The sequence below is a fragment of the Cellulomonas hominis genome (assembly GCF_901521055.1).
Lineage (GTDB): Bacteria > Actinomycetota > Actinomycetes > Actinomycetales > Cellulomonadaceae > Cellulomonas > Cellulomonas endometrii.
Window position 1 is genome coordinate 1 of the sequence record NZ_CABEGA010000061.1, and the last position, 21,632, is coordinate 21,632.

At 74.4% G+C, this 21,632-nt stretch carries 24 protein-coding genes and 1 pseudogene; 9 read left to right on the forward strand and 16 right to left on the reverse strand.

Translation table 11 applies throughout. The annotated features are described in order from the left end of the window. From KJP73_RS15125 to KJP73_RS15160, 8 genes are all read right to left on the reverse strand, one after another. Positions 1-1,258 (reverse strand): aminotransferase class III-fold pyridoxal phosphate-dependent enzyme (locus KJP73_RS15125; RefSeq protein WP_213283703.1); only part of this gene is annotated, 1,258 nt, incomplete at its 3' end. An 84-nt stretch (positions 1,259-1,342) separates the two neighbouring features. Then, complete coding sequence (locus KJP73_RS15130) at positions 1,343-2,506, reverse strand: ABC transporter substrate-binding protein (protein WP_213283704.1); 1,164 nt, start codon at positions 2,504-2,506, stop codon at positions 1,343-1,345. 121 nt (positions 2,507-2,627) lie between these two features. Beyond that, entirely contained in the window at positions 2,628-3,422 is a 795-nt protein-coding gene (locus KJP73_RS15135; RefSeq protein ID WP_349628332.1) for an ABC transporter permease, read from the reverse strand. Continuing rightward, complete coding sequence (locus tag KJP73_RS15140) at positions 3,419-4,249, reverse strand: ABC transporter ATP-binding protein (protein ID WP_213283705.1); 831 nt, start codon at positions 4,247-4,249, stop codon at positions 3,419-3,421. The genes KJP73_RS15135 and KJP73_RS15140 overlap by 4 nt, the downstream gene beginning before the upstream one ends. Beyond that, positions 4,246-5,196, reverse strand: coding sequence for an ABC transporter permease (locus KJP73_RS15145; protein ID WP_249669433.1), 951 nt, complete (start codon positions 5,194-5,196; stop codon positions 4,246-4,248). Before KJP73_RS15145 ends, KJP73_RS15140 begins: the two co-directional genes overlap by 4 nt. Then, positions 5,193-6,224 carry a TIGR03842 family LLM class F420-dependent oxidoreductase gene (locus KJP73_RS15150; RefSeq protein WP_213283706.1) on the reverse strand — a complete coding sequence of 344 codons (1,032 nt, stop codon included), beginning with the start codon at positions 6,222-6,224 and terminating at the stop codon, positions 5,193-5,195. Before KJP73_RS15150 ends, KJP73_RS15145 begins: the two co-directional genes overlap by 4 nt. Positions 6,225-6,244: 20 nt before the next feature. After that, positions 6,245-7,678, reverse strand: a complete 1,434-nt coding sequence (gene hydA, locus KJP73_RS15155) for a dihydropyrimidinase (RefSeq protein ID WP_213283707.1) — start codon at positions 7,676-7,678, stop codon at positions 6,245-6,247. Between the two features lie 28 nt (positions 7,679-7,706). After that, positions 7,707-8,555, reverse strand: a complete 849-nt coding sequence (locus KJP73_RS15160; protein WP_213283708.1) for a nitrilase-related carbon-nitrogen hydrolase — start codon at positions 8,553-8,555, stop codon at positions 7,707-7,709. Between the two features lie 178 nt (positions 8,556-8,733). Here KJP73_RS15160 and KJP73_RS15165 point away from each other — a divergent pair, with 178 nt between their 5' ends. From KJP73_RS15165 to cofD, 5 genes are all read left to right on the forward strand, one after another. Next, positions 8,734-10,158 carry a PLP-dependent aminotransferase family protein gene (locus tag KJP73_RS15165; RefSeq protein WP_213283709.1) on the forward strand — a complete coding sequence of 475 codons (1,425 nt, stop codon included), beginning with the start codon at positions 8,734-8,736 and terminating at the stop codon, positions 10,156-10,158. A gap of 331 nt (positions 10,159-10,489) precedes the next feature. Then, complete coding sequence (locus tag KJP73_RS15170; protein WP_249669434.1) at positions 10,490-11,506, forward strand: putative F420-0 ABC transporter substrate-binding protein; 1,017 nt, start codon at positions 10,490-10,492, stop codon at positions 11,504-11,506. Positions 11,507-11,517: 11 nt separating this feature from the next. After that, entirely contained in the window at positions 11,518-12,621 is a 1,104-nt protein-coding gene (locus KJP73_RS15175; RefSeq protein WP_213283711.1) for a putative F420-0 ABC transporter permease subunit, read from the forward strand. Further along, positions 12,612-13,424 carry a putative F420-0 ABC transporter ATP-binding protein gene (locus tag KJP73_RS15180; protein ID WP_213283712.1) on the forward strand — a complete coding sequence of 271 codons (813 nt, stop codon included), beginning with the start codon at positions 12,612-12,614 and terminating at the stop codon, positions 13,422-13,424. The genes KJP73_RS15175 and KJP73_RS15180 overlap by 10 nt, the downstream gene beginning before the upstream one ends. Further along, positions 13,421-14,443, forward strand: coding sequence for a 2-phospho-L-lactate transferase (gene cofD, locus KJP73_RS15185; RefSeq protein ID WP_213283713.1), 1,023 nt, complete (start codon positions 13,421-13,423; stop codon positions 14,441-14,443). The genes KJP73_RS15180 and cofD overlap by 4 nt, the downstream gene beginning before the upstream one ends. A 19-nt stretch (positions 14,444-14,462) precedes the next feature. Here cofD and cofC read toward each other — a convergent pair whose 3' ends face one another. Next, on the reverse strand, positions 14,463-15,137 hold the full coding sequence (gene cofC / locus KJP73_RS15190; protein ID WP_213283714.1) for a 2-phospho-L-lactate guanylyltransferase: 675 nt from the start codon (positions 15,135-15,137) through the stop codon (positions 14,463-14,465). A gap of 50 nt (positions 15,138-15,187) precedes the next feature. Continuing rightward, positions 15,188-15,559 carry an iron chaperone gene (locus tag KJP73_RS15195; RefSeq protein WP_213283715.1) on the reverse strand — a complete coding sequence of 124 codons (372 nt, stop codon included), beginning with the start codon at positions 15,557-15,559 and terminating at the stop codon, positions 15,188-15,190. A 159-nt stretch (positions 15,560-15,718) separates the two neighbouring features. Here KJP73_RS15195 and KJP73_RS15200 point away from each other — a divergent pair, with 159 nt between their 5' ends. Genes KJP73_RS15200 through KJP73_RS15215 form a run of 4 tightly spaced genes read left to right on the forward strand, consistent with a single transcriptional unit; the run spans position 15,719 to position 17,470 of the window. Further along, positions 15,719-15,931 (forward strand): hypothetical protein, encoded by a 213-nt coding sequence (locus KJP73_RS15200; RefSeq protein ID WP_213283716.1) that lies wholly within the window; start codon positions 15,719-15,721, stop codon positions 15,929-15,931. Between the two features lie 31 nt (positions 15,932-15,962). Then, complete coding sequence (locus KJP73_RS15205; protein WP_213283717.1) at positions 15,963-16,532, forward strand: HhH-GPD-type base excision DNA repair protein; 570 nt, start codon at positions 15,963-15,965, stop codon at positions 16,530-16,532. 53 nt (positions 16,533-16,585) lie between these two features. Further along, entirely contained in the window at positions 16,586-17,035 is a 450-nt protein-coding gene (locus KJP73_RS15210; RefSeq protein WP_213283718.1) for a hypothetical protein, read from the forward strand. A gap of 54 nt (positions 17,036-17,089) precedes the next feature. Beyond that, positions 17,090-17,470 (forward strand): YbjQ family protein, encoded by a 381-nt coding sequence (locus KJP73_RS15215; RefSeq protein ID WP_213283719.1) that lies wholly within the window; start codon positions 17,090-17,092, stop codon positions 17,468-17,470. Positions 17,471-17,498: 28 nt separating this feature from the next. Here KJP73_RS15215 and KJP73_RS15220 read toward each other — a convergent pair whose 3' ends face one another. The 6 genes and pseudogenes from KJP73_RS15220 to KJP73_RS15245 form a co-directional block, all read right to left on the reverse strand. Continuing rightward, positions 17,499-17,891 (reverse strand): hypothetical protein, encoded by a 393-nt coding sequence (locus tag KJP73_RS15220; protein WP_213283720.1) that lies wholly within the window; start codon positions 17,889-17,891, stop codon positions 17,499-17,501. Then, complete coding sequence (locus tag KJP73_RS15225; protein WP_213283721.1) at positions 17,888-18,733, reverse strand: coenzyme F420-0:L-glutamate ligase; 846 nt, start codon at positions 18,731-18,733, stop codon at positions 17,888-17,890. Before KJP73_RS15225 ends, KJP73_RS15220 begins: the two co-directional genes overlap by 4 nt. Positions 18,734-18,735: 2 nt before the next feature. Beyond that, positions 18,736-19,755, reverse strand: coding sequence for a TIGR03557 family F420-dependent LLM class oxidoreductase (locus tag KJP73_RS15230; protein WP_283770239.1), 1,020 nt, complete (start codon positions 19,753-19,755; stop codon positions 18,736-18,738). Positions 19,756-19,868: 113 nt separating this feature from the next. Continuing rightward, positions 19,869-20,246, reverse strand: coding sequence for a hypothetical protein (locus tag KJP73_RS15235; protein ID WP_213283722.1), 378 nt, complete (start codon positions 20,244-20,246; stop codon positions 19,869-19,871). Between the two features lie 79 nt (positions 20,247-20,325). Next, positions 20,326-21,171, reverse strand: a complete 846-nt coding sequence (locus KJP73_RS15240; RefSeq protein ID WP_213283723.1) for a LysR family transcriptional regulator — start codon at positions 21,169-21,171, stop codon at positions 20,326-20,328. 273 nt (positions 21,172-21,444) lie between these two features. Then, positions 21,445-21,632, reverse strand: a pseudogene (locus KJP73_RS15245) (NUDIX hydrolase); the annotation flags it as partial.

Consider the following 21,632-nt stretch of genomic DNA (forward strand, 5'->3'; position numbering starts at 1 on the left):
CGACGTCCGCGCCCCGGCCGCACGCGAGTCGACCGCCGGGCCGTCGACCGCGCGGTTCGGCGCGACCACAGCGGCGGCCGTCCGGGAGCTGCAGCGGCGGTCCGGCATCGCGCGGCCCTCCGGGGAGGAGAACCGGTCCGCCGAGCTCGAGCGCCCAGAACACCCCGGTCCCCCGGACGTCCCCGACCGAGGGGTGCGCGTCCGCGAGCGCCGCGAGGCCCGGTGCGAGCAGGTCGGTGCCGACCCGGGCGGCGTTCTCGACGATCTTCTCGTCCTCCATGGCCTCGATGGTCGCGACGATCGCCGCCATCGCGAGGGGGTGCCCGGAGTAGGTGAGCCCCCCGGGGAACACGCGGTCGTCGAAGGCCGCAGCGACAGGGTCGGAGATCAGCACCCCGCCGGCGGGCACGTACCCGGAGTTGACGCCCTTGGCGAAGGTGACCAGGTCGGGCACGACGTCGTGCTGGTCGAGCGCGAACCACGAGCCGGTGCGGCCGAACCCGGCCATCACCTCGTCGAGCACCAGGAGGATGCCGTACCGGTCGGCGAGCGCCCGGACCCCGGCGAGGTAGCCGGGCGGCGGGACGAGCACGCCGCCGGTGCCGACGACGGTCTCGAGCAGGATCGCGGCGATCGACGACGCGCCCTCGGAGACGATGACGCGCTCCAGGTGGTGCAGCGCCCGCTCGCACTCCTGCTCCGGGGTGCTCGCCCAGAACTCGGAGCGGTACAGGTAGGGACCGAAGAAGTGCACGTGCCCGCGGGCGTACTCGTTCGGGACGCGCCGCCAGTCGCCGGTCGCGACCACCGCCGCGCCGGTGTTGCCGTGGTACGAACGGTAGAACGACAGGACCTTGTCGCGGCCGGTCACCAGGCGGGCCATCCGGATCGCGTTCTCGTTGGCGTCGGCGCCGCCGTTGGTGAAGAAGACCTTGGAGAACCCGTCGGGCGCGTGCCGCAGGATCGCCTCGGCGGCCCGGCCGCGGGGCAGGACGGCGTGCGACGGGGCGACCGTCGCGAGCCGGCCGGCCTGCTCGGCGATGGCCGCGGTGACGCGGGGGTGCTGGTGGCCGATGTTCGTGTTGACGAGCTGGCTGCTGAAGTCGAGCAGGGTGCGGCCGTCGGCCAGGTGCACCTCGCAGCCCTGCGCCCCGTCGACGACCAGCGGCGACAGCGCGCCCTGGGCGGACCACGAGTGGAAGACGTGCGCGCGGTCCAGGTCGTGCGCGAGCCGGCCGTCGGCGTCGAGTGCGGTCATGGTGCGGGTGGCCTTCCGTGGTGGTGGTCGGTGCGGGAGGGGTCCTGCCCGGGCCGGCGCGCGGCCGGCCCGGGCACGCACCCGTCAGTTGCCGCCGGGCTGGAGCTCGACGTCAGCCGGCGCGAAGTCCGCTCCCTCGACGTCCTCGCCCTCGGCGGTGAGCTCGTCCAGCGCCTGCTGCACGTACTCGTTGGTGTAGGCGGTCTCCGGCGGGTCGGCCGAGATGATGGTCGCGCCGGTCTCGTTGGACGTCTGCTTCGCCATCTCGACGGTCGCGTCCCAGGCCTCCTCGTCGATGAGGCCAATGCCGCCCGAGGTGGACGGCCAGATGAGCTTGTTGACCTCGTTGGTCATCCAGAGCTGGTGGCTGGTGCCGAGCGTGGAGCCCGCCGCCGTGACGATGTCCGCGGCCTCCTGCGGGTTGTCCCGGGCGTACATCCAGCCCTTGAGCGACGCCTTGATGAACGCGACGGTCGTCTCCGCGTACTCCGGGTCGTCCGCGAGCCGGCCCGCGTCCGCCCAGATGGCGTCCTGGAGCATGGCGGTGCCCTCGTCGTTCCAGTCGATGACCGAGAAGTCCTCGGGCTGGTAGAGCTCGCCGGTCTCCGGGTTCTCGGTCTCCAGCAGCTGCGCGTACTCGTTGTACGTCATGGCCTGCGCGGCGTCGATGTCGCCCGCCAGGAACGCGTTCATGTCGAACGCCTGCTGGACGATCTCGAAGTCCGTCACGCCGGCCTTGTTCAGGCCCGCGAACAGCTCCCACTCGTTGCCGTAGCCCCAGGAGCCGATCTTCTTGCCCTCGAGGTCCGCGACCGAGTCGATGCCGGCGTCCGCGAACGAGACCTGGAGGGTCGCGGAGCGCTCGAAGATCTGGGCGACGTCGGTGATGTCCGCGCCCTGCTCGATGGAGCCGAGCACCTTGGGCACCCACGCGATCGCGTAGTCGACCTCGCCGTTCGCCAGGGCGTCCTGCGGGACGATGTCGCCGCCGCTCGGGATGATCTCGACGTCCAGACCCTCGTCCTCGTAGAACCCCTGGTCCAGGGCGGCGTAGTACCCGGAGAACTGCGCCTGCGTGAGCCACTGGAGCTGGAGCTTGACCGGCGTGAGCTCGCCGGACCCGCCCGACGACCCCGGCTCCTGCGAGCCCGCCTCGTCGTCCGAGCCGCTCGAGCAGCCGGCCAGCGCGAGCGCCGTCACGACCCCGAGCGCGCCGGCGCCCCGCCATGCCCGCCTCGTGTTCCTCATGTCGTCCCCTTCCGTCCTGCCTGTGCTGCGCGTGTGGAGCGTGAACGGCCCTCCTGGCGGCGTCGGCAGGCGGGTGGTGCGACCCGCGGACCCCCGGCCGCGGGACGTGTGGGGGTGGCACTCAGGTGCGCCGGACCCCGCGGCTCCCCCGCCGCTCGACGGCGAGGGTGACCCCGTAGAACACGAGTCCGACGACGACGCCGCCGAGCACGAACGCCCAGGCGCGGGCGTAGTTGCTGCCCGCCGCGGCCGTCGTGATGAACGAGCCGATGCCGGAGCGCGGTCCGCCGAAGTACTCGGCGACGATCGCGGAGATGACCGCGAGCGACGACGCGAGCCGCAGCCCGGTGAACACGAACGGCAGCGCCGTCGGGATCGTGACGGCGCGGACGGCCTGCCGCGGCGTGGCGGCGTAGGCGCGCATCAGGTCGCGGTGCACCGGTCGCACCTGCCGCAGCCCGCGCAGGGTGTTGACGAACACCGGCACGCCGACCGCGACGGCCACGACGATCTGGCGGCCGGTCTCCACCGACGCCCCGTACATGGTGTAGAGCACGGGCGCGAGGGCCACGACCGGCACGACCGCCAGCCCGGCCACGAGCGGGTTCAGCAGCGCGTCGACGGTCCGCACCGCGGAGGCGAGCACCGCGGCGGCGATCGCCACGACCGCGCCGAGCAGCAGGCCGACGAGCGCGTTCGTGCCGGTCACCAGCGCAGCGGACGCGATCGTGGGCAGCAGCGCGACGAGCTCCCGTGCGATGTCGGCGGGGCTCGGCAGCAGGAACGGCGGGACGTCGCCGAGCGTGACGACCGCCTGCCACGCGGCGACCAGGGCGACGAGCAGGACCACCGGTGCGGCCCGGTGCCCCGCGCGGGCCCACCGTCGGCGCGGCAGCCCGGGCGACACGGCCGTCACCGGGTCTCCACCCCGCGGCTCGGCACCGCGTCCGCGCCGCCGTGCAGCGCCTCGCGCACGGCGGTGACCGCCGCGAAGTAGCCGGCGTCCTCGCGCAGGTCGTCCCCGCGCTCCCCCGACCGGCCGAGCCGCACGTCGACGACCCCCGCGATCCGGCCGGGCCGGGCGGACATCACCACGACGCGGTCGGACAGGAACACCGCCTCCGGGATCGAGTGCGTGACGAACACGACCGCCGCCTGCGTCTCGGCGCAGATCCGCACGAGCTCGGACTGCAGCCGCTCCCGGGTCATCTCGTCGAGCGCACCGAACGGCTCGTCCATCAGCAGCAGGCTCGGCCGCTCGGCCAGGGCCCGGGCGATGGCGACCCGCTGCTGCATGCCACCCGACAGCTGGTCCGGGAAGCTGTCGGCGAACTCCGTCAGCCCCACCAGCGCGAGCATCTCGTCCGCGCGCTCCCGGCGCGCCCCGCGGCCGACGCCGTGCAGCGACAGCGGGAGCTCGATGTTCGCCCGGACGGTGCGCCACGGCAGCAGGCCCGCCTGCTGGAACGCGATGCCGTAGTCGTGCCCGAGCCGCGCCTGCTCGGCGGACCGGCCGAACACGGTGATCGAGCCCGAGGTCGGCCGGTCGAGGTCCGCGATGAGCCGCAGCAGCGTGGACTTCCCGCAGCCGGACGGGCCGATCAGCGACACGAACTCCCCGGCGCCGACGGTGAGGTCGACGTGCTCCAGCGCGGTGACGGTGCCCTGCTGACCGCCGCCGGGGAACACCCGCCCCACGCCGGAGACCTGGACGGCGGTCGCGGTGACGGTCGGCGCGCTCACGCGGTCACCTCCGCGCGGCGGTACCGGCGCAGGGCCGTGCCGAGCAGCGCGACCGCCCCGGAGGCGACCAGGCCGAGCAGCACCGCCCCGAAGATCGGCGCCCACGGCTTGGCGGGGTCGCTGCTGGCGAAGTTGGCGAACTCGAGGATCATGCGTCCGATACCTCCGGGCATCCCGGTCGAGACCTCCGCGACGACGACGCCGAGCACGGCGCTCGTGGCCGCCAGGCGGAGGGCGGGCAGCAGGTGCGGCACGCCGGCAGGCAGCCGCAGGTGGATCAGCTCCTGGGTCCAGGACGCCGCGAACCCCGCGAACAGCTCGCGGTGCAGCGTGTCCGGCGACGTCAGCCCCCGCAGGGCCCCGACCGCCACGGGGAAGAACGCCAGGTACGAGGCGATGACGGCGACCGACATCCACGGCTCCCAGGTGAAGCCGAGCTCGAGCTTGGAGCCCCAGCCCTTCACGAGCGGCGCGAGGGCGATGAGCGGGACCGTCTGGCTGAGGACGACCAGCGGCAGCACGGCGGACTGCGCGACGCGCGACCGCGTCATGACCAGCGCCAGCAGGAACCCGACGACCACCCCGATCACCCAGGAGACCGCGGCGATCCGCAGGCTCGTCCCGCCGGCGCGGAGCGCTGCCAGCCAGAGCGGGTCGGCGCCGGGCTGCGCGGTCAGGGGGTCGCCGAGCCGCGCCAGCATGTCGGTCACGTGCGGCATCGCCAGGTCGGAGGTCCGGGGCAGCAGGCGCAGCTCGCCGATGCTCCAGCCGTCCTCCGGGACGACCGCCTTGACGAGCTCCCACAGGACCGCGACGAGGACCAGCGCGGCCAGGCCGAGCGCGACGGGGCGCAGGGCGCGGACCGGCCGGGGCAGCGCGCGGGTGCGGGGCGCGGCGGGGACGGCGGTCGCCTCCGGCGCGTCGCCCATCGTCACCGCGGCCGTCATGCGGTCGCCACGACGTGCTCGGCCATCGCGGGGATGACGCGCTCGCCGTACATGCGCAGGGTCTCGTCCTTGTTGTCGTGCTGCAGGTAGCCCGCGAACTGGGTGACGCCGAGCTCGCGCAGGGCCTTCAGCTTCTCGACGTGCTCCCGCGGGCTGCCGATCAGGCAGAACCGCTCGACGATCTCGTCCGGCACGAACTGCGTGTGCGAGTTCCCGGCGCGGCCGTGCTCGTTGTAGTCGTAGCCCTGGCGGTCCGCGATGTAGTCGGTCAGCGCCTTCGGCACGGACGAGCCCTGGCCGTACTTCGACACGATGTCCGCGACGTGGTTGCCGACCATGCCGCCGAACCACCGGCACTGCTCGCGCATGTGGGCCCGCGCCGCCGGGGAGTCGCCGTCGCCGACGTACATCGGGGCGGCGACGCAGAACTTGATCGAGTCGGGGTCCCGGCCCGCGGCCTCGGCGGAGTCCCGGACGGACCGGATCATCCACGCGGCGATGTCCGGGTCCGCGAGCTGCAGGATGAACCCGTCGCCGACCTCGCCGGTCAGCTTCAGGGCCAGCGGCCCGTACGCCGCGACCCACATCTCGAGCTCGCTGCCCCGGCTCCACGGGAACTGCACCTTGCGGCCGTTGTGCTCGACCGCCCGGGAGTTGCCGAGCTCGCGGATCACGTGGATCGCCTCGCGCAGCGTCGCGAGGTTCGACGGCCGGCCGTTCAGGGTCCGCACCGCCGAGTCGCCGCGGCCGATGCCGCACACCGTCCGGTTGCCGTACATCTCGTTCAGCGTGGCGAACGAGGACGCCAGCACCGTCCAGTCCCGGGTGGCCGGGTTGGTCACCATCGGCCCGACCTTGACCCGGCGCGTCGCGGCCAGGATCTGCGAGAACACGACGAACGGCTCCTGCCAGAGCAGGTGCGAGTCGAAGGTCCACACGTAGTCGAACCCGTGGGTCTCCGCCTGGCGGGCCAGGTCGACCACGCGCGACGCGGGCGGGTCGTTCTGCATGACGACGCCGAACTCCATGGCGCGCCTCCTTCCGGGTGTCAGATGAGGTACTGGGACAGGCCGCGCTTGACGTACTGCCCGTGGCCCGCGCGCCCGAGGAACGCGCCGCCGTCGACGACGACCTCGCCGCGGGACAGCACCGTGTCGACGTGGCCGTCGACCTCGAAGCCCTCCCAGGCCGAGTAGTCCATCCGCATGTGGTGGGTCTTCCCGACGCCGATGGACGTGTGGCCCTGCGGGTCGTAGACCACGACGTCGGCGTCCGCGCCGGGAGCCAGGACGCCCTTCTTGCCGTACATGCCGAACATCCGGGCCGGGGTGGTGCAGCAGATCTCCACCCAGCGCTCCAGGGTGATCTCCCCGGTGACGACGCCCTGGTAGAGCAGGTCCATCCGGTGCTCGACGGAGCCGATGCCGTTCGGGATCTTCGAGAAGTCCCCGAGCCCCATCTCCTTCTGGTCCTTCATGCAGAACGGGCAGTGGTCGGTGGAGACCAGCTGCAGGTCGTTCGTGCGCAGGCTGTTCCACATCTGGTGCTGGTGGCCCTCGGCCCGCGACCGCAGCGGCGTGGAGCACACGTACTTCGCGCCCTCGAAGTCGCCCCACTCGCTGCTCCGCGCCCCGAGGTGCTCCTCGAGGGACAGGTACAGGTACTGGGGGCAGGTCTCGCCGAACACGTTCTGGCCCTTGTCCCGGGCGAGCGCGATCTGCTCGGCGGCCTGCTTCGCGGAGACGTGCACGACGTACAGCGGCGCCCCGGTGAGGTTCGCCAGCATGATCGCGCGGTGCGTGGCCTCCTCCTCCGCCTGCCACGGGCGGGAGACGCCGTGGTAGTACGGGGTGGTCTCGCCGCGCGCCACGTGCTGCTGCACGAGGGTGTCGATGACCGACCCGTTCTCGGCGTGCATCATGATCATCGCGCCGTTGTCGGACGCCTTCTGCATGGCCCGCACGATCTGGCCGTCGTCCGACAGGAACACGCCCTTGTAGGCCATGAACAGCTTGAACGACGTGACCCCCTCGGCGACCAGCTCGTCCATGGCGTGCAGCGAGGAGTCCTGGACGTCCGACAGGATCTGGTGGAACGCGTAGTCGACCGCGCAGCTCCCGGCGGCCTTCTGGTGCCACAGGGCGTACTGGTCGACCGGGTTCTCGTGCGGGTACTGCACGACGAAGTCGACGATCGTCGTCGTGCCGCCCCACGCCGCCGCGGTCGTGCCGGTCTCGAACGTGTCCGAGGCGGACGTCCCGCCGAACGGCATCTCCATGTGGGTGTGCGCGTCGATCCCGCCCGGGATGACGTACTTGCCCGTCGCGTCGATGACGCGGTCGACCGTGGCGGTCAGGTCCACGCCGAGCGCCGTCGAGCCCGGCTGCAGCAGCGCGACGATCGTCTCGCCGTCGATCAGCACGTCCGCGGCGCCACGACCCGTGGCGTTGACGACCGTGCCGCCCGTGATGAGCGTCTTCATGCGGGGTCCTCCTGGCGGGCCGGCGGGATCAGGGAGCGACGATCGGGCCGTACGCGTCCGGGCGGCGGTCGCGGAAGAACTGCCAGCGCTCGCGCACCGTGCGGATCTGGTCCAGGTCCAGGTCGCGGATCAGCAGCTGGTTCTCGGTCTGCGACCCGACCTCGCCGACGTAGTTCCCGTCCGGGCCGACCGCGTAGGACGAGCCGTAGAAGTTCACCGCCTCGTCGCCGTACTCGTTGTCCTCCAGGCCGACGCGGTTGTTCGCGATGACGAAGTAGCCGTTCGCGACGGCGGCCGCGGGCTGCTCGATCTCCCAGAGCTTGTTCGAGATGCCCGGGGCCGTCGCGTTCGGGTTGAACACGATCTCCGCGCCGTTCAGCGCCAGGACCCGCCAGCCCTCCGGGAAGTGCCGGTCGTAGCAGATGTTCACGCCGATCTTGCCGACCGCCGTCTCGAACACCGGGTACCCGAGGTTGCCGGGGCGGAAGTAGAACTTCTCCCAGAACTTGGGCAGGTGCGGGATGTGGTGCTTGCGGTAGGTGCCCAGCAGCGTGCCGTCCGCGTCGATGACCGCCGCGGTGTTGTAGAGCACGCCCGGCTGGTCCTCCTCGTAGACCGGCAGCACGATCACGATGCCGAGCTCCTTGGCCAGGGCGGAGAACCGCTCGGTCGTCGGGCCGGGGATCGTCTCGGCGTACTCGTAGTAGCCGGTGTCCTGCGTGATGCCGAAGTACGGGCCGTAGAACAGCTCCTGGAAGCCGATCACCTGCGCCCCGGCGGACGCGGCCTCACGCGTCCAGTCCTCGTGCAGCTTGATCATCGACTCCTTGTCGCCCGTCCAGGTGGCCTGGGTGAAGGCGACGCGCACGACTGCCATGAAGTACCTCCGCTGCTGTGGATGACCCGCTGAGGAATGTGACTGTGGGGGTTGAACATTTCTGCGCGGTTTCTGGGCGTTTCGGTCGCGAGAACGCTCGTGACGGGGCTGTAAACACTGCGCACCGAGGCCGTCGGGTGGCCCGGGCGGCGCCGCGGGCGGGGGCACGATGTGCGGCATGGACGTGGCCCAGCACGTGGAGGACCGCAGTCCCCGGGGGATCGCGGCCGCCGTCTCGCGCCTGGTGCGCAGCGGTGAGCTGCGGCCCGGCGACCGCCTGCCCACCGTGCGGCGGCTGGCCGCGGACCTCGGCGTCAGCCCCGCGACGGTCAGCGGCGCGTGGCAGGCGCTCGCCGCCGTCGGCCTGGTCACGTCCCGCGGGCGCGCGGGGACGGTCGTGCTGCCGGAGCCCGCCTCCTGGCTGCCGCCCCGGTACCGGGACATGGCGTCGGGCGGCCGCGTCGAGGCGGTGGGCGCGCCCGCCGAGGCCGCGGTCGCCGTCGAGGTGCCGGCCCCCCGGCCCGCGCTCCGGCTCGACCTGTCCACCGGCACGCCCGACCCCGAGCTGCTGCCCCCGCTGCAGCGCGCGCTCGGCCGGATCGCCGCGAGCACCCCGGCCGCCGGGACCGGCACGTACCTCGGCACGCCGGTCATCGAGCCGCTGGAGCGCCTGCTGCGCGCGTCGTGGCCGTTCACGCCGCAGCGCGTCACGGTGGTCGACGGCGCGGTGGACGCGATGAGCCGCACCCTGGAGCAGCTCGCGGGGTTCGGGGACCGGGTCATCGTCGAGGACCCGTCGTTCCCGCCGGTCTTCGACCTCTGCGACCAGCTGGGGCTGGAGCGCGTGCCCGTCCCGCTCGACCGGCACGGCCTGCGGCCGGACGCCCTGGAGGCGGCGCTGCGCACCGGCGCGGAGGTGATCGTGCTCCAGCCGCGCGCGCACAACCCGACCGGCGTGTCCATGTCGTCCACCCGCGCCCGGGAGCTCGCCGCGGTGATCCGCCGGCACCTGGCCGCCACCCCCGGCGCCGACCTGCACGTGATCGAGGACGACCACTCCGGCGAGATCGCGTCCTCCGCCGACGTCTCGCTCGGCACGCACCTGCCCGACCGGGTCGTGCACGTCCGGTCGTACTCGAAGTCCCACGGCCCGGACCTGCGCATCGCGGCCGTCGGCGGGCCCGCCGCGGTGCTGGACCGCGTGATCGCCCGGCGCATGCTCGGGCCCGGGTGGACCAGCCGGCTGCTGCAGCACCTGCTGGCCGACCTGCTGGTCGACGGGGAGGCGCTGGCGGCCGTCGCGCAGGCCCGGCGCACCTACTACGCGCGGCAGCGGGCACTCAGCACGGCGCTCGCCGAGCACGGCGTCGTCGTCCAGCCCGGAGACGGGATCAACGTGTGGGTGCCCGTCGCCGACGAGGCGACGGCACTCGTGCGGCTGGAGGCCGCGGGCATCCGGGTCGCGCGCGGCCGCCCGTTCCGCGCGGCGCCCCCGCCGGAGGGCGGTGCGGGACACGTCCGCGTCACGGTCGGCGCCCTGACGGGCACCCCCGACGCGATCACGCGCACCGCCCGCGCCCTGGCCCTGGCCGCGGCCCCCTGACCCGCCCCGCCGCCGCCAGAGCCGCGCTCGCGGGTGCCGCGCGGCTCTGGCGGCGGCGGGGCGGACAGGTTCGGGCGGGCGTAGGGTGGGTCCCGGACCAGGCCGGATGTGGCCTGGACGTCGCCGCCCGCGCATGGGCGGCGCAGCCACCGGGCGCGACGTGCACCCCCCTCCCGGCTCGCAGCAGCGGACTGCTCCGCGGCGCGGCCGTCCCCCAGCGTCCACCGTCGGACCGCGGCTCCCCGCACACCGGCGCCGCGGCCGCACCGACCGACGACGTCGCCGCGGTACCCGCGCGCGCCGCCGTGGGCCGCACCGTCAGGAGTCCTCCGTGCGCAGCAGCACCACCCGCCGTCTCGTCCTCGCCGTGCCCGCCGCGCTGACCGTGCTCGCGCTGGCCGCGTGCGGCGGCGGCAGCGACCCGTCCGCCGACCCGGCGAGCACCGCCGCGACGTCCGCGAGCACCGCCGCGTTCCAGCCCGTCACGCTCGACAACTGCGGCACGGAGGTCACCGTCGAGGCGCCGCCCGAGCGGGTCGTCGCGATCAAGTCGACGTCGATCGAGATGCTGCTCGCGCTCGGGCTCGAGGACCGCCTGGTGGGCACCGCTTTCGCCGACGGACCGGTCCCGCAGGAGTACGCCGACGCCTACGACGCCGTGCCGGTGCTGTCGGACCAGGTGCCCGGGCAGGAGGCGCTGCTGGAGGCCCAGCCGGACTTCGTGTACGCGGGCTGGGAGTCGAACTTCTCCGACGACGGCGTCGGCGAGCGCGCGGCGCTGCAGGACCTGGGCATCGGCACGTACGTGTCCCCCGCCGCGTGCAAGGAGGAGGGCTACATGCCCGACCCGCTGACGTTCGACGGGCTGTTCGACGAGATCCGCGAGATCGCGTCGGTGTTCGGCGTGGAGGACCGCGCGGAGGAGGTCGTCGCGGAGCAGCAGGAGCTGCTGGACTCCGTCGAGGCCCCGGCGCAGGAGACGACGGCGCTCTGGTACTCCTCCGGCTCCGACACCCCGTACGTCGGGGCGGGCATCGGCGCGCCGCAGATGATGATGGACGCCGCCGGGCTGACCAACATCTTCGCGGACGTGCACGACACCTGGACGTCGGCCGGCTGGGAGCAGGTCGTCGCGGCCGACCCGGACGTCATCGTGCTGGTCGACGCGACGTGGAACACCGCCGAGTCGAAGATCGCGATGCTCGAGGGGAACCCGGCCACCAGCCGGCTCACCGCGGTGCAGGAGCACCGGTACCTCACGGTGCCGTTCCCGGCGGCCGAGGCCGGCGTGCGGAACGCGCAGGCCGTCGTCGACCTGTCCGAGCAGCTCGCGGCGCTGGACGGCTGACCGGGACGCCGATGACCACGATCCCGCCCGGCAGCGCGCCGGCCACGAAGGCGCCGGACCGCACCGCCGCCGCCCCCCGCGCGCCGTGGCGCCCGCCCCTCGTGGCGACGCTCGCGCTCGGGCTCGCGCTGCTGGCCGGCACGGTGCTGGTCTGCGTCACGGTCGGCCCGGCGGACATCGCGGTGCCGGACGTCGCCCGCAGCATCCTCGGGCACCTGGGCCTGGGCCCGGCAGCGGGGGCGGACGGCGGCGTGCCGGTGCTGACCGACGCGATCGTGTGGGACCTGCGGCTGCCGCGGGTGCTGACGGGTGCGGCCGTCGGTGCGGGGCTCGCGATCGCGGGGGCGGTCATGCAGAGCCTCACCCGCAACCCGCTCGCCGACCCGTACCTGCTGGGGCTGTCCTCCGGGGCGTCGCTCGGGGCGGTCGCGGTGCTGATCGTCGGCGTCGGCCTCCTGCTGCCGGTGGCCGCGTTCGCCGGGGCGCTCGCCGCGCTCGTCGCGACGCTCAGCCTCGCGCGCGTCGGCGGCGTCCTCACCCCCGGCCGGGCGGTGCTGGCGGGCCTGGCGGTGTCGCAGCTCGCGGCGGCCGGGACCTCCTTCGTCATCTTCTGGTCGGCGAAGGGCGACTCCTACCGGGAGATCCTCAACTGGCTGCTCGGCTCGCTGGCGGGGTCGACGTGGCAGTCCGTGGTGATCGCCGGCGGCGCGCTCGTCGTGGTCGGGGCGGCGCTCGTCGCGTCGTCGGTGCGGCTCGACGCGTTCGCGTTCGGCGACACCGCGGCCGCGGCGCTCGGCATCGACGTCGACCGGACGCGGTGGGTGCTCATGACGCTGGTCGCCCTGCTCACCGGGGCGATGGTCGCGGTCAGCGGGTCGATCGGGTTCGTCGGCCTGGTGCTCCCCCACGCCGTGTCCGCGCTCACCGGGCCCGCGCACCGCCGGCTGCTGCCGGTCGCGGCCGTCACGGGCGCGATCTTCCTGGTGTGGGCCGACACCGGCGCGCGGACCCTGTTCGACCCGCGGGAGCTGCCCGTCGGGATCGTCACGGCGCTCATCGGGGTGCCGGTGTTCGCGGTGCTGCTGCGCCGCGGGAGGGGCAGCGCATGGACCTGACCATCGCGGGCGTCGGCACCCGGCTCGGCGGCCGGTGGGTGGTCGACGGCGTCGACGCGACCCCGCCCGCCGGGGCGCTGACCGGGCTGCTGGGCCCGAACGGCGCCGGCAAGACCACGCTGCTTCGGCTCGTCGCCGGGCTGCTCGACCCCGAGGCCGGTGCCGTGCTGGTCGACGACGTGCCGGTGCACACCGTCCCCCGGCGGGAGCGTGCGCGGCGCATCGCCCTGCTGGAGCAGGAGTCGTCCTCGACCGTCCCGCTGACCGTCCGGGAGGTCGTCGCGCTCGGCCGCATCCCCTACCGGACCCTGTGGGGCACGGACGCGGACGACGCCGCGGTGGACCGCGCGCTGGTGTCCGCAGACGCCGCGCACCTCGCGGACCGCACGTGGTCGGCGCTCTCCGGCGGCGAGCGGCAGCGCGTGCACATCGCCCGGGCGCTCGCGCAGGAGCCGGAGCTGCTGCTGCTGGACGAGCCGACCAACCACCTCGACGTGAGCGCCCAGCTGTCGCTGCTGCAGTTCGTCCGGGACCTCGGCCGGACGACCGTCGCGGCCCTGCACGACCTCAACCTCGCGGCGGCGTACTGCGCGCACGTGCTCGTGCTGTCCCAGGGTCGGCTGGTGGCGGCGGGCGACCCGCGCGAGGTGCTGACCGAGTCCCTGGTGCGCGACGTCTACGGCGTCGACTGCGCCGTGCTGACGCACCCGCGGACGGGGCGGCCGGTGATCGCGTTCGGCGACGCCGCCCCCACGCCGTCCGGCACCCCCGACCGCACGCCGGTCACCGAAGGAGCACGATGAGGATCACCGTCCTGTCCGGCGGCGTCGGCGGCGCCCGGTTCACCCGCGGGCTGCTGGCCCTGCTCCGCGACCGGCTGCCCGACGGGCGTGGCGGCACGACCGCCGAGGTCACGGTCGTCGCGAACACCGGCGACGACATGTGGCTGCACGGCGTCCGCGTCTGCCCCGACCTCGACACGCTGATGTACACCCTCGGCGGCGCCGTCCACGAGGACCAGGGCTGGGGCCGGCGCGAGGAGTCGGGCCGCGTGAGCGCCGACCTGGCCGCGTACGACGTCGGCTGGGAGTGGTTCACGCTCGGCGACCTGGACCTCGCGACCCACCTGGCCCGCACGCAGTGGCTGCGCGAGGGCATGACGCTGTCCGGGGCGACCGAGCGGCTGGCGCGGCGCTGGCACCTCGCCGGGCAGGGCGTGCAGCTCCTACCGATGTCCGACGAGCCGGTCGAGACGCACGTGCGGGTCGCGGACGCGGACGCCACGGAGCGGCTGATCCACTTCGAGGAGTGGTGGGTCCGGCACCGCGCCGCCCTGCCCGCGCTCGGGTTCGTGCAGGTCGGTCTGGAGTCGGCCGCGCCGGCGCCCGGGGTGCTGGACGCGCTGACCACCGCGGACGTCGTGGTCGTGCCGCCCTCGAACCCGGTGGTGTCCGTGGGGACGATCCTCGCCGTGCCGGGGATCCGTGCGGCGCTGGCGGCGACGTCCGCGCCCGTCGTCGGCGTGTCCCCGATCGTCGGGGGCGCCGCGGTGCGCGGCATGGCGGCCGAGTGCCTCGCGACGATCGGCGTCGAGGCCACCGCCGAGGCCGTCGCCCGGCACTACGGCCGCCGCGGCGACGCCTCGCGCGCCGCCGGCGTCCCGGGCGTGCTCGACGCCTGGCTGGTCGACACCGTCGACGCCGACGCGGCCGAGAAGCTCGCCGTCGACGGCTGGCGCGCCGCGGCCACCGGCACGCTGATGACGGACGTGCCCGCGACGGCGCGGATCGCGGCGGAGGCGCTGGCGCTCGTCGGCCTCTGAGCGCTCGGCCCGCCGAGGTTCAGCCGAGCGGCCCCAGCCGCCGGAGCAGCGCCCCGGTCCGCCCGCCGACGCCCCGCTCCAGCAGCGCCGTCAGGTCCGCCGGCACGTCGACGTCGTGCCGCAGCGTCGAGCCCGCGGGCAGCTCGACCACCACGTGCGCGAGCCGCTGGTGCGCCGCCGCCGAGCCGCCGCCGAACGCCGGCCGGAGCGGCTCCCCGGCGCGGGCGGTGAGCAGCGTCGTGCCGGTCCCCTCGGCGTCGGGGACCACCGCGAGCGGGTGCGCCTCGGCCGCCGCGAGCGCCGCGTCGAGCTCCGCGGGATCCAGCCCGGGCAGGTCCCCGAGCAGCACCGCGACGTGCGCGGTCGGCGCCTCGGCCCGCGCCGCGGCCACCCCGGCGGACACCGCGCGGTCCAGCGAGGCCCAGCCGCCCCGCGCGTCGTCGGCGACGGCCGGCGGCTCGGGCAGCACCCGCACCCGCCGCAGCGTCCCGGCGCCCGCGCCCACCTCGGGGTCGGCGGTCACGACCAGCACCCGAGCGACCCGCGGCGCCGCCAGGACCGCCTCGACGGTGTCCAGCGCCATCGCACGCACGAGCGCGGCGCGAGCGCCCGGCTCCAGCACGTCGGCGAGGCGGGTCTTGCCGCGACGCGCGTCCTTGACGGGGACGACCAGGACCCAGCGACCGAGCAGCACGCAGGCACCTTACGCGCGGGACCGGTCGCGAGCGGGCCGGCGTCCGGCGGTCAGCCCCCGCGCCTCCTCCGGTGGAGCGCCGCGTCGATCTCCGCGCGCCGCTGGCGCACCAGGGCGTCGAACGCCTCGGGCGGCAGCGGGTGGTCCGCGGTGAACCGGATCCCGCCCTTCGTGGCGTCGAAGCCCTTCAGCGTCGCCAGCACGCTCGCGGTGACGTCCGAGCTGAAGGGGTACGCCGTGCAGCCGCGGTCCCCCACGACGACGCTCACGAGCGGCCGCCCCCGGTACCGGAACGCCGCGAGCCCGTAGCTCGTGCCCTCCTCGACGTCGGGCACGAGTCCCCGCACCCGGTCCAGCAGCCCGGCCACCACGTCGTGCTCGGGCCCGCGCAGCGAGCTCACGTACTCCGCGACCTCTCCCACGGCTGCTCCCCTCCGGTGCGTCCGTCGATCCTGGCACCGCGACCATGCCGCACGACACCCCCCGATCACCCGGTCCAGCCCTCGACAGCGGGCACCCGCGGCCGATGGGGTGAGGTGCAGCGCCCGGCAGCGTGCCCGGCGGCGGAGGGGGTGACCGGCATGAGCGTGCGACAGCGCGTGATGTCCGTGCTGACCCTCACCGGCTGCCTCGTCGGGCTGGTCGCGATCCCCGCCGGCTGGGGCGCCCACGAGCCGGCGCGCTTCTGCCAGACCGCCGCCGAGTGCCCGGACCTGCGCTGGCCCGCGGCGTCGACCGTGCCGCTCGGCACCGTCGGGCTGGACCCGGTCACGGCGACACCCGCCGCCCCGTGACCCCCCGCGGGCGCGGTGCGAGGATGGCCCCATGACGCTCTGGCTCACCGGCGACCCCGACGCGGACCGCCTGCTCGACTCCGACCCGTTCGCGCTGCTCGTCGGGATGCTGCTCGACCAGCAGGTCACGATGGAGTCGGCGTTCGCCGGGCCGGCGAAGATCGCCGCGCGCATGGACGGGTTCGACGTCCGCCGGATCGCCGAGGCGGACCCCGAGCAGTTCGCCGCCCTGTGCGCCACGCCGCCGGCGGTCCACCGGTTCCCCGGCTCGATGGCCGCCCGCATCCAGGCCGTCGCCCGCGCGGTCGCCGACGAGTACGACGGCGACGTCACCCGCCTGTGGACCGACGGCGACCCCGACGGCGCCACCGTCCTGAAGCGGCTCAAGGCGCTGCCCGGCTTCGGGGACCAGAAGGCGCGGATCTTCCTGGCGCTGCTGGGCAAGCAGCGCGGCGTCGAGCCCGCCGGCTGGCGAGAGGCCGCCGGCGCCTACGGGGACGACGTCCCGCGCTCCATCGCCGATGTCCGGGACCCCGTGTCGCTGGGCAAGGTCCGCGAGACGAAGAAGGCCGCCAAGGCCGCCGCCCGCGCGACCGCCTGACTCGACCTCCCGTTCGACTGCGGGCCGCGTCCGCCCTGGTGAAGACTGCAGCCATGCCGCACCAGGTCCGGGTCCACGGCCACGAGGTCGTCGTCGAGCGCCCCTTCGGCTCGAGGCCACGCCTGACGGTCGACGGCGTCGAGCTGCCGAGGGACCGTCTCGGGCGCTACCTGCTCACCGACGACGCCGGGGACGAGCGGGTCGTCCGCACGTCGCTCGACTGGAAGCAGCTGGCGCCGGTCCTGCACGTCGGGGAGGAGAAGGTCCTGACCGCGCCGCCCCTGCCGCGCGGGGCGTGGTGGCTGCTGGCGCCCGTCGTGGCGCTGGTGCTCATCGGCGGTGCCCTCGGCGCCGCGCTGGGCATGGGTGCGGCCGTGCTCGCCGCCTCCCACCTGCGGCGGTCCCCGGCCGGCTGGCCCCGGTGGGTCGGGGCGGGGGCGATCGTGCTGATCGCGTTCGTCGTCCACTGGTGCGTGGTCGCCGTCCTGCAGGACGTCATCTGACGTCACCCGCCCGGCTCACCCGTCCCGCTCTGGCCGCGTGGGACGATCGGGCGCATGATCGTGGTGACCAGCAACGAGATCCCCGGCTACCGCATCCAGGCGGTGCTCGGCGAGGTGATGGGCCTGACGGTGCGCTCGACGAACATCGGCGCGAACGTCACCGCCGGTTTCCGGTCCATCGGCGGCGGCGAGATCCCCGAGTACACGAAGATCATGTACGAGAGCCGCCACGAGGTGATGCGCCGCATGAACGAGGAGGCGACGCGCCGCGGGGCGAACGCCATCGTCGCGATGCGGTTCGACACCGACTCGATCGGTCAGTTCAGCGAGGTCTGCGCGTACGGCACCGCGGTGATCGCCGAGCCGATCCCGGCCGGCGAGCCGGGGGCGACCGGCCAGTCGGCGCAGATGGCGGCCGAGCAGCCGCCCCGCTGACGCCCGCGCGGGCGCGCGGACCCGGGGATCAGCCGGTGAGGCCGTCCGGCAGCGGGAGGTTCACGAGGCGCAGCAGGCGCACGACCGTCTCCTCGACGAAGGTGTCGTCCGGCTCGCGGCCCTCGACGGCCATCAGCCGCCGGACCTCACCGGGCTGCACGTCGTCGACGCCCACGAGCTCCGCCCACGCGGCGAACCCCTCGGCCTCGGCGTCGATGTCGACCGGGTCGCTCTCGGCCGGGTCGTCGAAGAAGTCCCGCGGCTGGAACCCGAGGTAGAACCGGCCGGCGCTGGTCGGCGACGGCGCGTAGTCGACGACCGCGATGTCCCCGTGCTGGACCTCGACGGTCAGGCTCGGGGTCGCCGTCGGGTCTCCGCCCCACGTGCCCCCGCTGTACCGGTACGTCTCGCTGTCGCTCACGCCAGTCCTCCTCCCGCCCTGCCCTGCTCGCGCTGGGCGTCCCCGCCCGTCGCGTCCTTCCACCCGCGGGCGTACGCCTCGGCGGTGCCCTCCGCGAACATGTCGTCCGGTCCCACGCGCACGAGCGCCCGCGCCCCGGGGCCGTCCTCGTCGGTGACGGCGTGCGCCATGCCCCGGACCACCGCGAGCGGCCGGCCGGTCGCCTTGCCCTTGACGAGCTCCGCGGCGGCGGCGATCTCGTCCGCGAGCGCCGCGACGCTGACCTGGAGCGTGCGGCCGTGGGTGTCCGCCGACCCGCGCAGGTCGTCGAGCACCCGCACGCCCGCGGCCCCGATGGCGATGTCGGTCTGCCCCTGCCGCCAGGGTCGCCCGGCGGTGTCGGTGACGAGCACGCCCACCCGCACCCCGAACCGTGCCTGGACCGCGGACCGCAGCGCCCGGGCGGTGGCGTCCGGGTCGTGCGGCAGCAGCAGCACGGTCCCGTCGGGGGTGTTGGACGCGTCGACGCCGGCGGCGGCCATGACGAGCCCCAGCCGGTTCTCGACGATCCGCGTCACGCCGCCCGGGTGCTCGCGGGTCGCGACGACACGCACGGTCTCGGCGGTGATCGCCGACTCGCGGTCCGCGGCCTGGACGACCCGCCCCTCGGCCTTGGAGACGATCTTGCTGGTCACGACCAGCACGTCGCCGTCGGCGAGGGCGGTCGCGGGCCGGGCGGCGGCGTGGGCCGCGAGCGCGTCCCCGAGCAGGACCGCCAGGTCGTCGCCGGGCTCGACCTCGCCGATGCCCGGGACGCCCCACGCGGTGAGGACGTCCGCGGCCGACCCGGGCCCGTCGGTCACCGTCAGCGCACCAGCTTCGGCAGCACGTCGCGGCCGAACACGTCGATCCACTCGCGCTGGTTGCGGCCCACGTTGTGCAGGTACACCCGGTCGAAGCCGAGGTCGACGTACTTCTGGATCTCGGCGCGGTGCACGTCGGGGTCGGCGGAGATGACCATGCGGCCCTCGAAGTCCTCCGGGCGGACGAGCTTGGCCATCTGCGCGAAGTCGAACGGCGAGCGGATGTCGCCCTTCGGGAACTTCATGCCGCCGTTCGGCCACTCGGTCATGGCGTTCTCCATGGCCTGCTCGTCGGTCTCGGCCCACGACAGGTGCAGCTGGAGCACCTTCGGCAGGTCCTCGGGGTTCCGGCCGGACTCGCGGACGCCCTCGTCGAACTTCCCGAACAGCCCGCTGATCTTCTCGAGCGGCGCACCGACGGTGATGAGCCCGTCCGCGTGCCTGCCGGCGCGCTTGGCGGTGACGGGGCCCGCCGTGGCGACCAGGATCTCCGGGGCGACCTCGGGCATGGTCCACAGGCGGGTGCTCTCGAGCTTGTAGAACTGCCCGGCGTGCTTCACGTCCTTGCCGGCGAGCGAGGCCGAGAACAGCTTCTTGATGATCTCGATGGCCTCGAACATCCGGTTGATGCGCTCGGGCGCCTCGGGCCAGTAGCTCGCGGTGATGTGCTCGTTCAGCGCCTCGCCGGAGCCCAGGCCGAGCCAGTGCCGGCCGGGGTACATGGCGGCGAGGGTGGCGGACGCCTGGGCGACCATCGCGGGGTGCCAGCGGAACGTCGGCGCCGTGACCCCCGGGCCCATGTCACCGGTGGTGCGCTCGCCGAGGGCGGCCAGCACGTTCCACACGAACGCGGACTGCCCCTGCTGCGGCACCCACGGCTGGTAGTGGTCGGCCGCCATGGTCCCCAGGAAGCCCTGGCTCTCCGCGTAGGCGGACAGCTCGACGGCCTCCGTCGGATGGAACTGCTCCAGCATCGCCGCGTACCCGACCTGCAGGCCCTCGGCCACCACACCCTGTGCCACTGACGCTCTCCCCAGTCCGGCCCGCGCCCGCGGACCCTCTCGCAGCGTAACCAGGCGGTGTGTCGCCCGGATTCCCGGCGCGGGTCGGCGCGGTGTCGCCGCCCGCGCCGACGTCAGGAGGCGCGGACGACGTTCACGAGCAGACCCTGCTGCGCGAGCCGCGCGGCGACGGCCTCGCTCACCTCGGCGAACACGGACTCCGACCGCTGCAGGCCGAACGCGCCACCCATCCCGCCGGCCCCCGACTCCCGGAAGAACCGCGCGACCGGGGCGCCCTGGTGGTCGAAGAACTGCACCGCGTACACCAGCCGCTGGCTCTTGCGCCCCGCCAGCGCCCCGAGGAGGGCGGTCGCGGCCACGCTGCCGCGGGCGACGGTCCAGGTCCCGTTCGGCTCGGGCGTCACGGTGAAGCCGTGCTCGGCCAGCGCGGCGGCGAGCGCGGTGCGGGCGGCTTCGGGGGACCCGGTCAGGAAGTAGTCGGCGCAGGCCACGGTGGTCCTCTCGAGTAGGGGGCCCACGAGCGGGCCGCGCGCGAGGTTAGCGCAGCCGTGACGTCGGCGTCAGCCCTGCTCAGCGCGGCGAGGTGCCCAGGATCGCGTTCGTGAGCGCGGCGATCGGCTCGGCGGCCGACTGCGGGTTCGCGACCAGGGTGATGTCGACGTCGCCGAGGCCCGGCAGGCCGGTCCCCGCGGGAAGCTGCACCAGGTCGTCCGGGATCAGGCTCTGCGGCAGCACGGCGATCCCGATGCCGGCCCGCAGCGCCGCCAGCACGCCGTTCACCTCGACCGTCTTGCAGGTGATGCGCCAGGGCCGGCCCGCGTCGGTGAGCGCCGCGACGGCCGCCTGCCGGGTGAGCGACGTGCCCTGGTAGGTGATGAGCGGGACCGGGGTGTCCGGGTCGACCGTCGTGCCCGGCAGCGCCACCCAGACCAGCCGGTCCCGCCGCACGAGCTGCCCCTCCGCCTGGCCCGCGGCCTCCTTGATGAACACGAGGTCGAGCTGGCCGGCCCGCAGGCGCCGGTGCAGGGCGCCGCTCTGGGCGACCGTGAGCTCGAGGTTGATCCGCGGGTGCAGGCGGCGGAAGTCCCGGAGCACGCGGGGCAGCTGGGCGAGCGCGAGGTCGTCCGCCGCCCCGAACCGGAGCCGCCCGTGCATCGCGGACCCGGTGAAGTAGCGCTGGGCCTCGTCGTGCGCCGCCAGGATGGTCCGGGCGAACGACGCCATCGCCTGGCCGTCGTCGGTGAGCTGCACGCCGCGGGTGTCCCGGTCGAGCAGCCGTCGCCCCGCGGCGTCCTCGAGCTTGCGGACGTGCTGGCTGACCGTGGGCTGCGACAGACCGAGCCGTGCAGCGGCTCGCGTGAAGTTCAACGTCTCGGAAACGGCGAGGAAAGTCCGGAGCTGGTCGGGGTCAAACATGCCGCTCCTCCGATATGTCCGGATCGTCGCTGACCTGCGAAGATGCACCGCGATCATTACACAACATGATCACACTGATAGCCGTCATGACGTCGAAAAATGAGGCGGCGCGACGTATCGTAGAGGCAACCGACGCTTCGGCGGACCCGTCACGAACGCGGTCCGCACACGTTCCGCACGACACCAGCCTCTCCCCCTCAGCAAGGAACACCTGTGTCACCGGCTCGACGCCCGTCCCTGTCCCCGACCCGTACCCGCCGCCCCGCCCGGCCCTCAGGCCCGCGCCGGCCCCGGCGGGGGGGGCCCCTCGACGGCCGCGCCCCGCGGGGCGTCGGGCGCCCCGCCGACGTGCGCCACCAGGATCTGGCCCGGCCGCAGGTACGGGTCCTCGGCGGGCAGCTCCTCGGCGACGCGCCGCCGCGCGTGGTCCCCGATCACCCGCAGCACCGTCGGGAGCACCG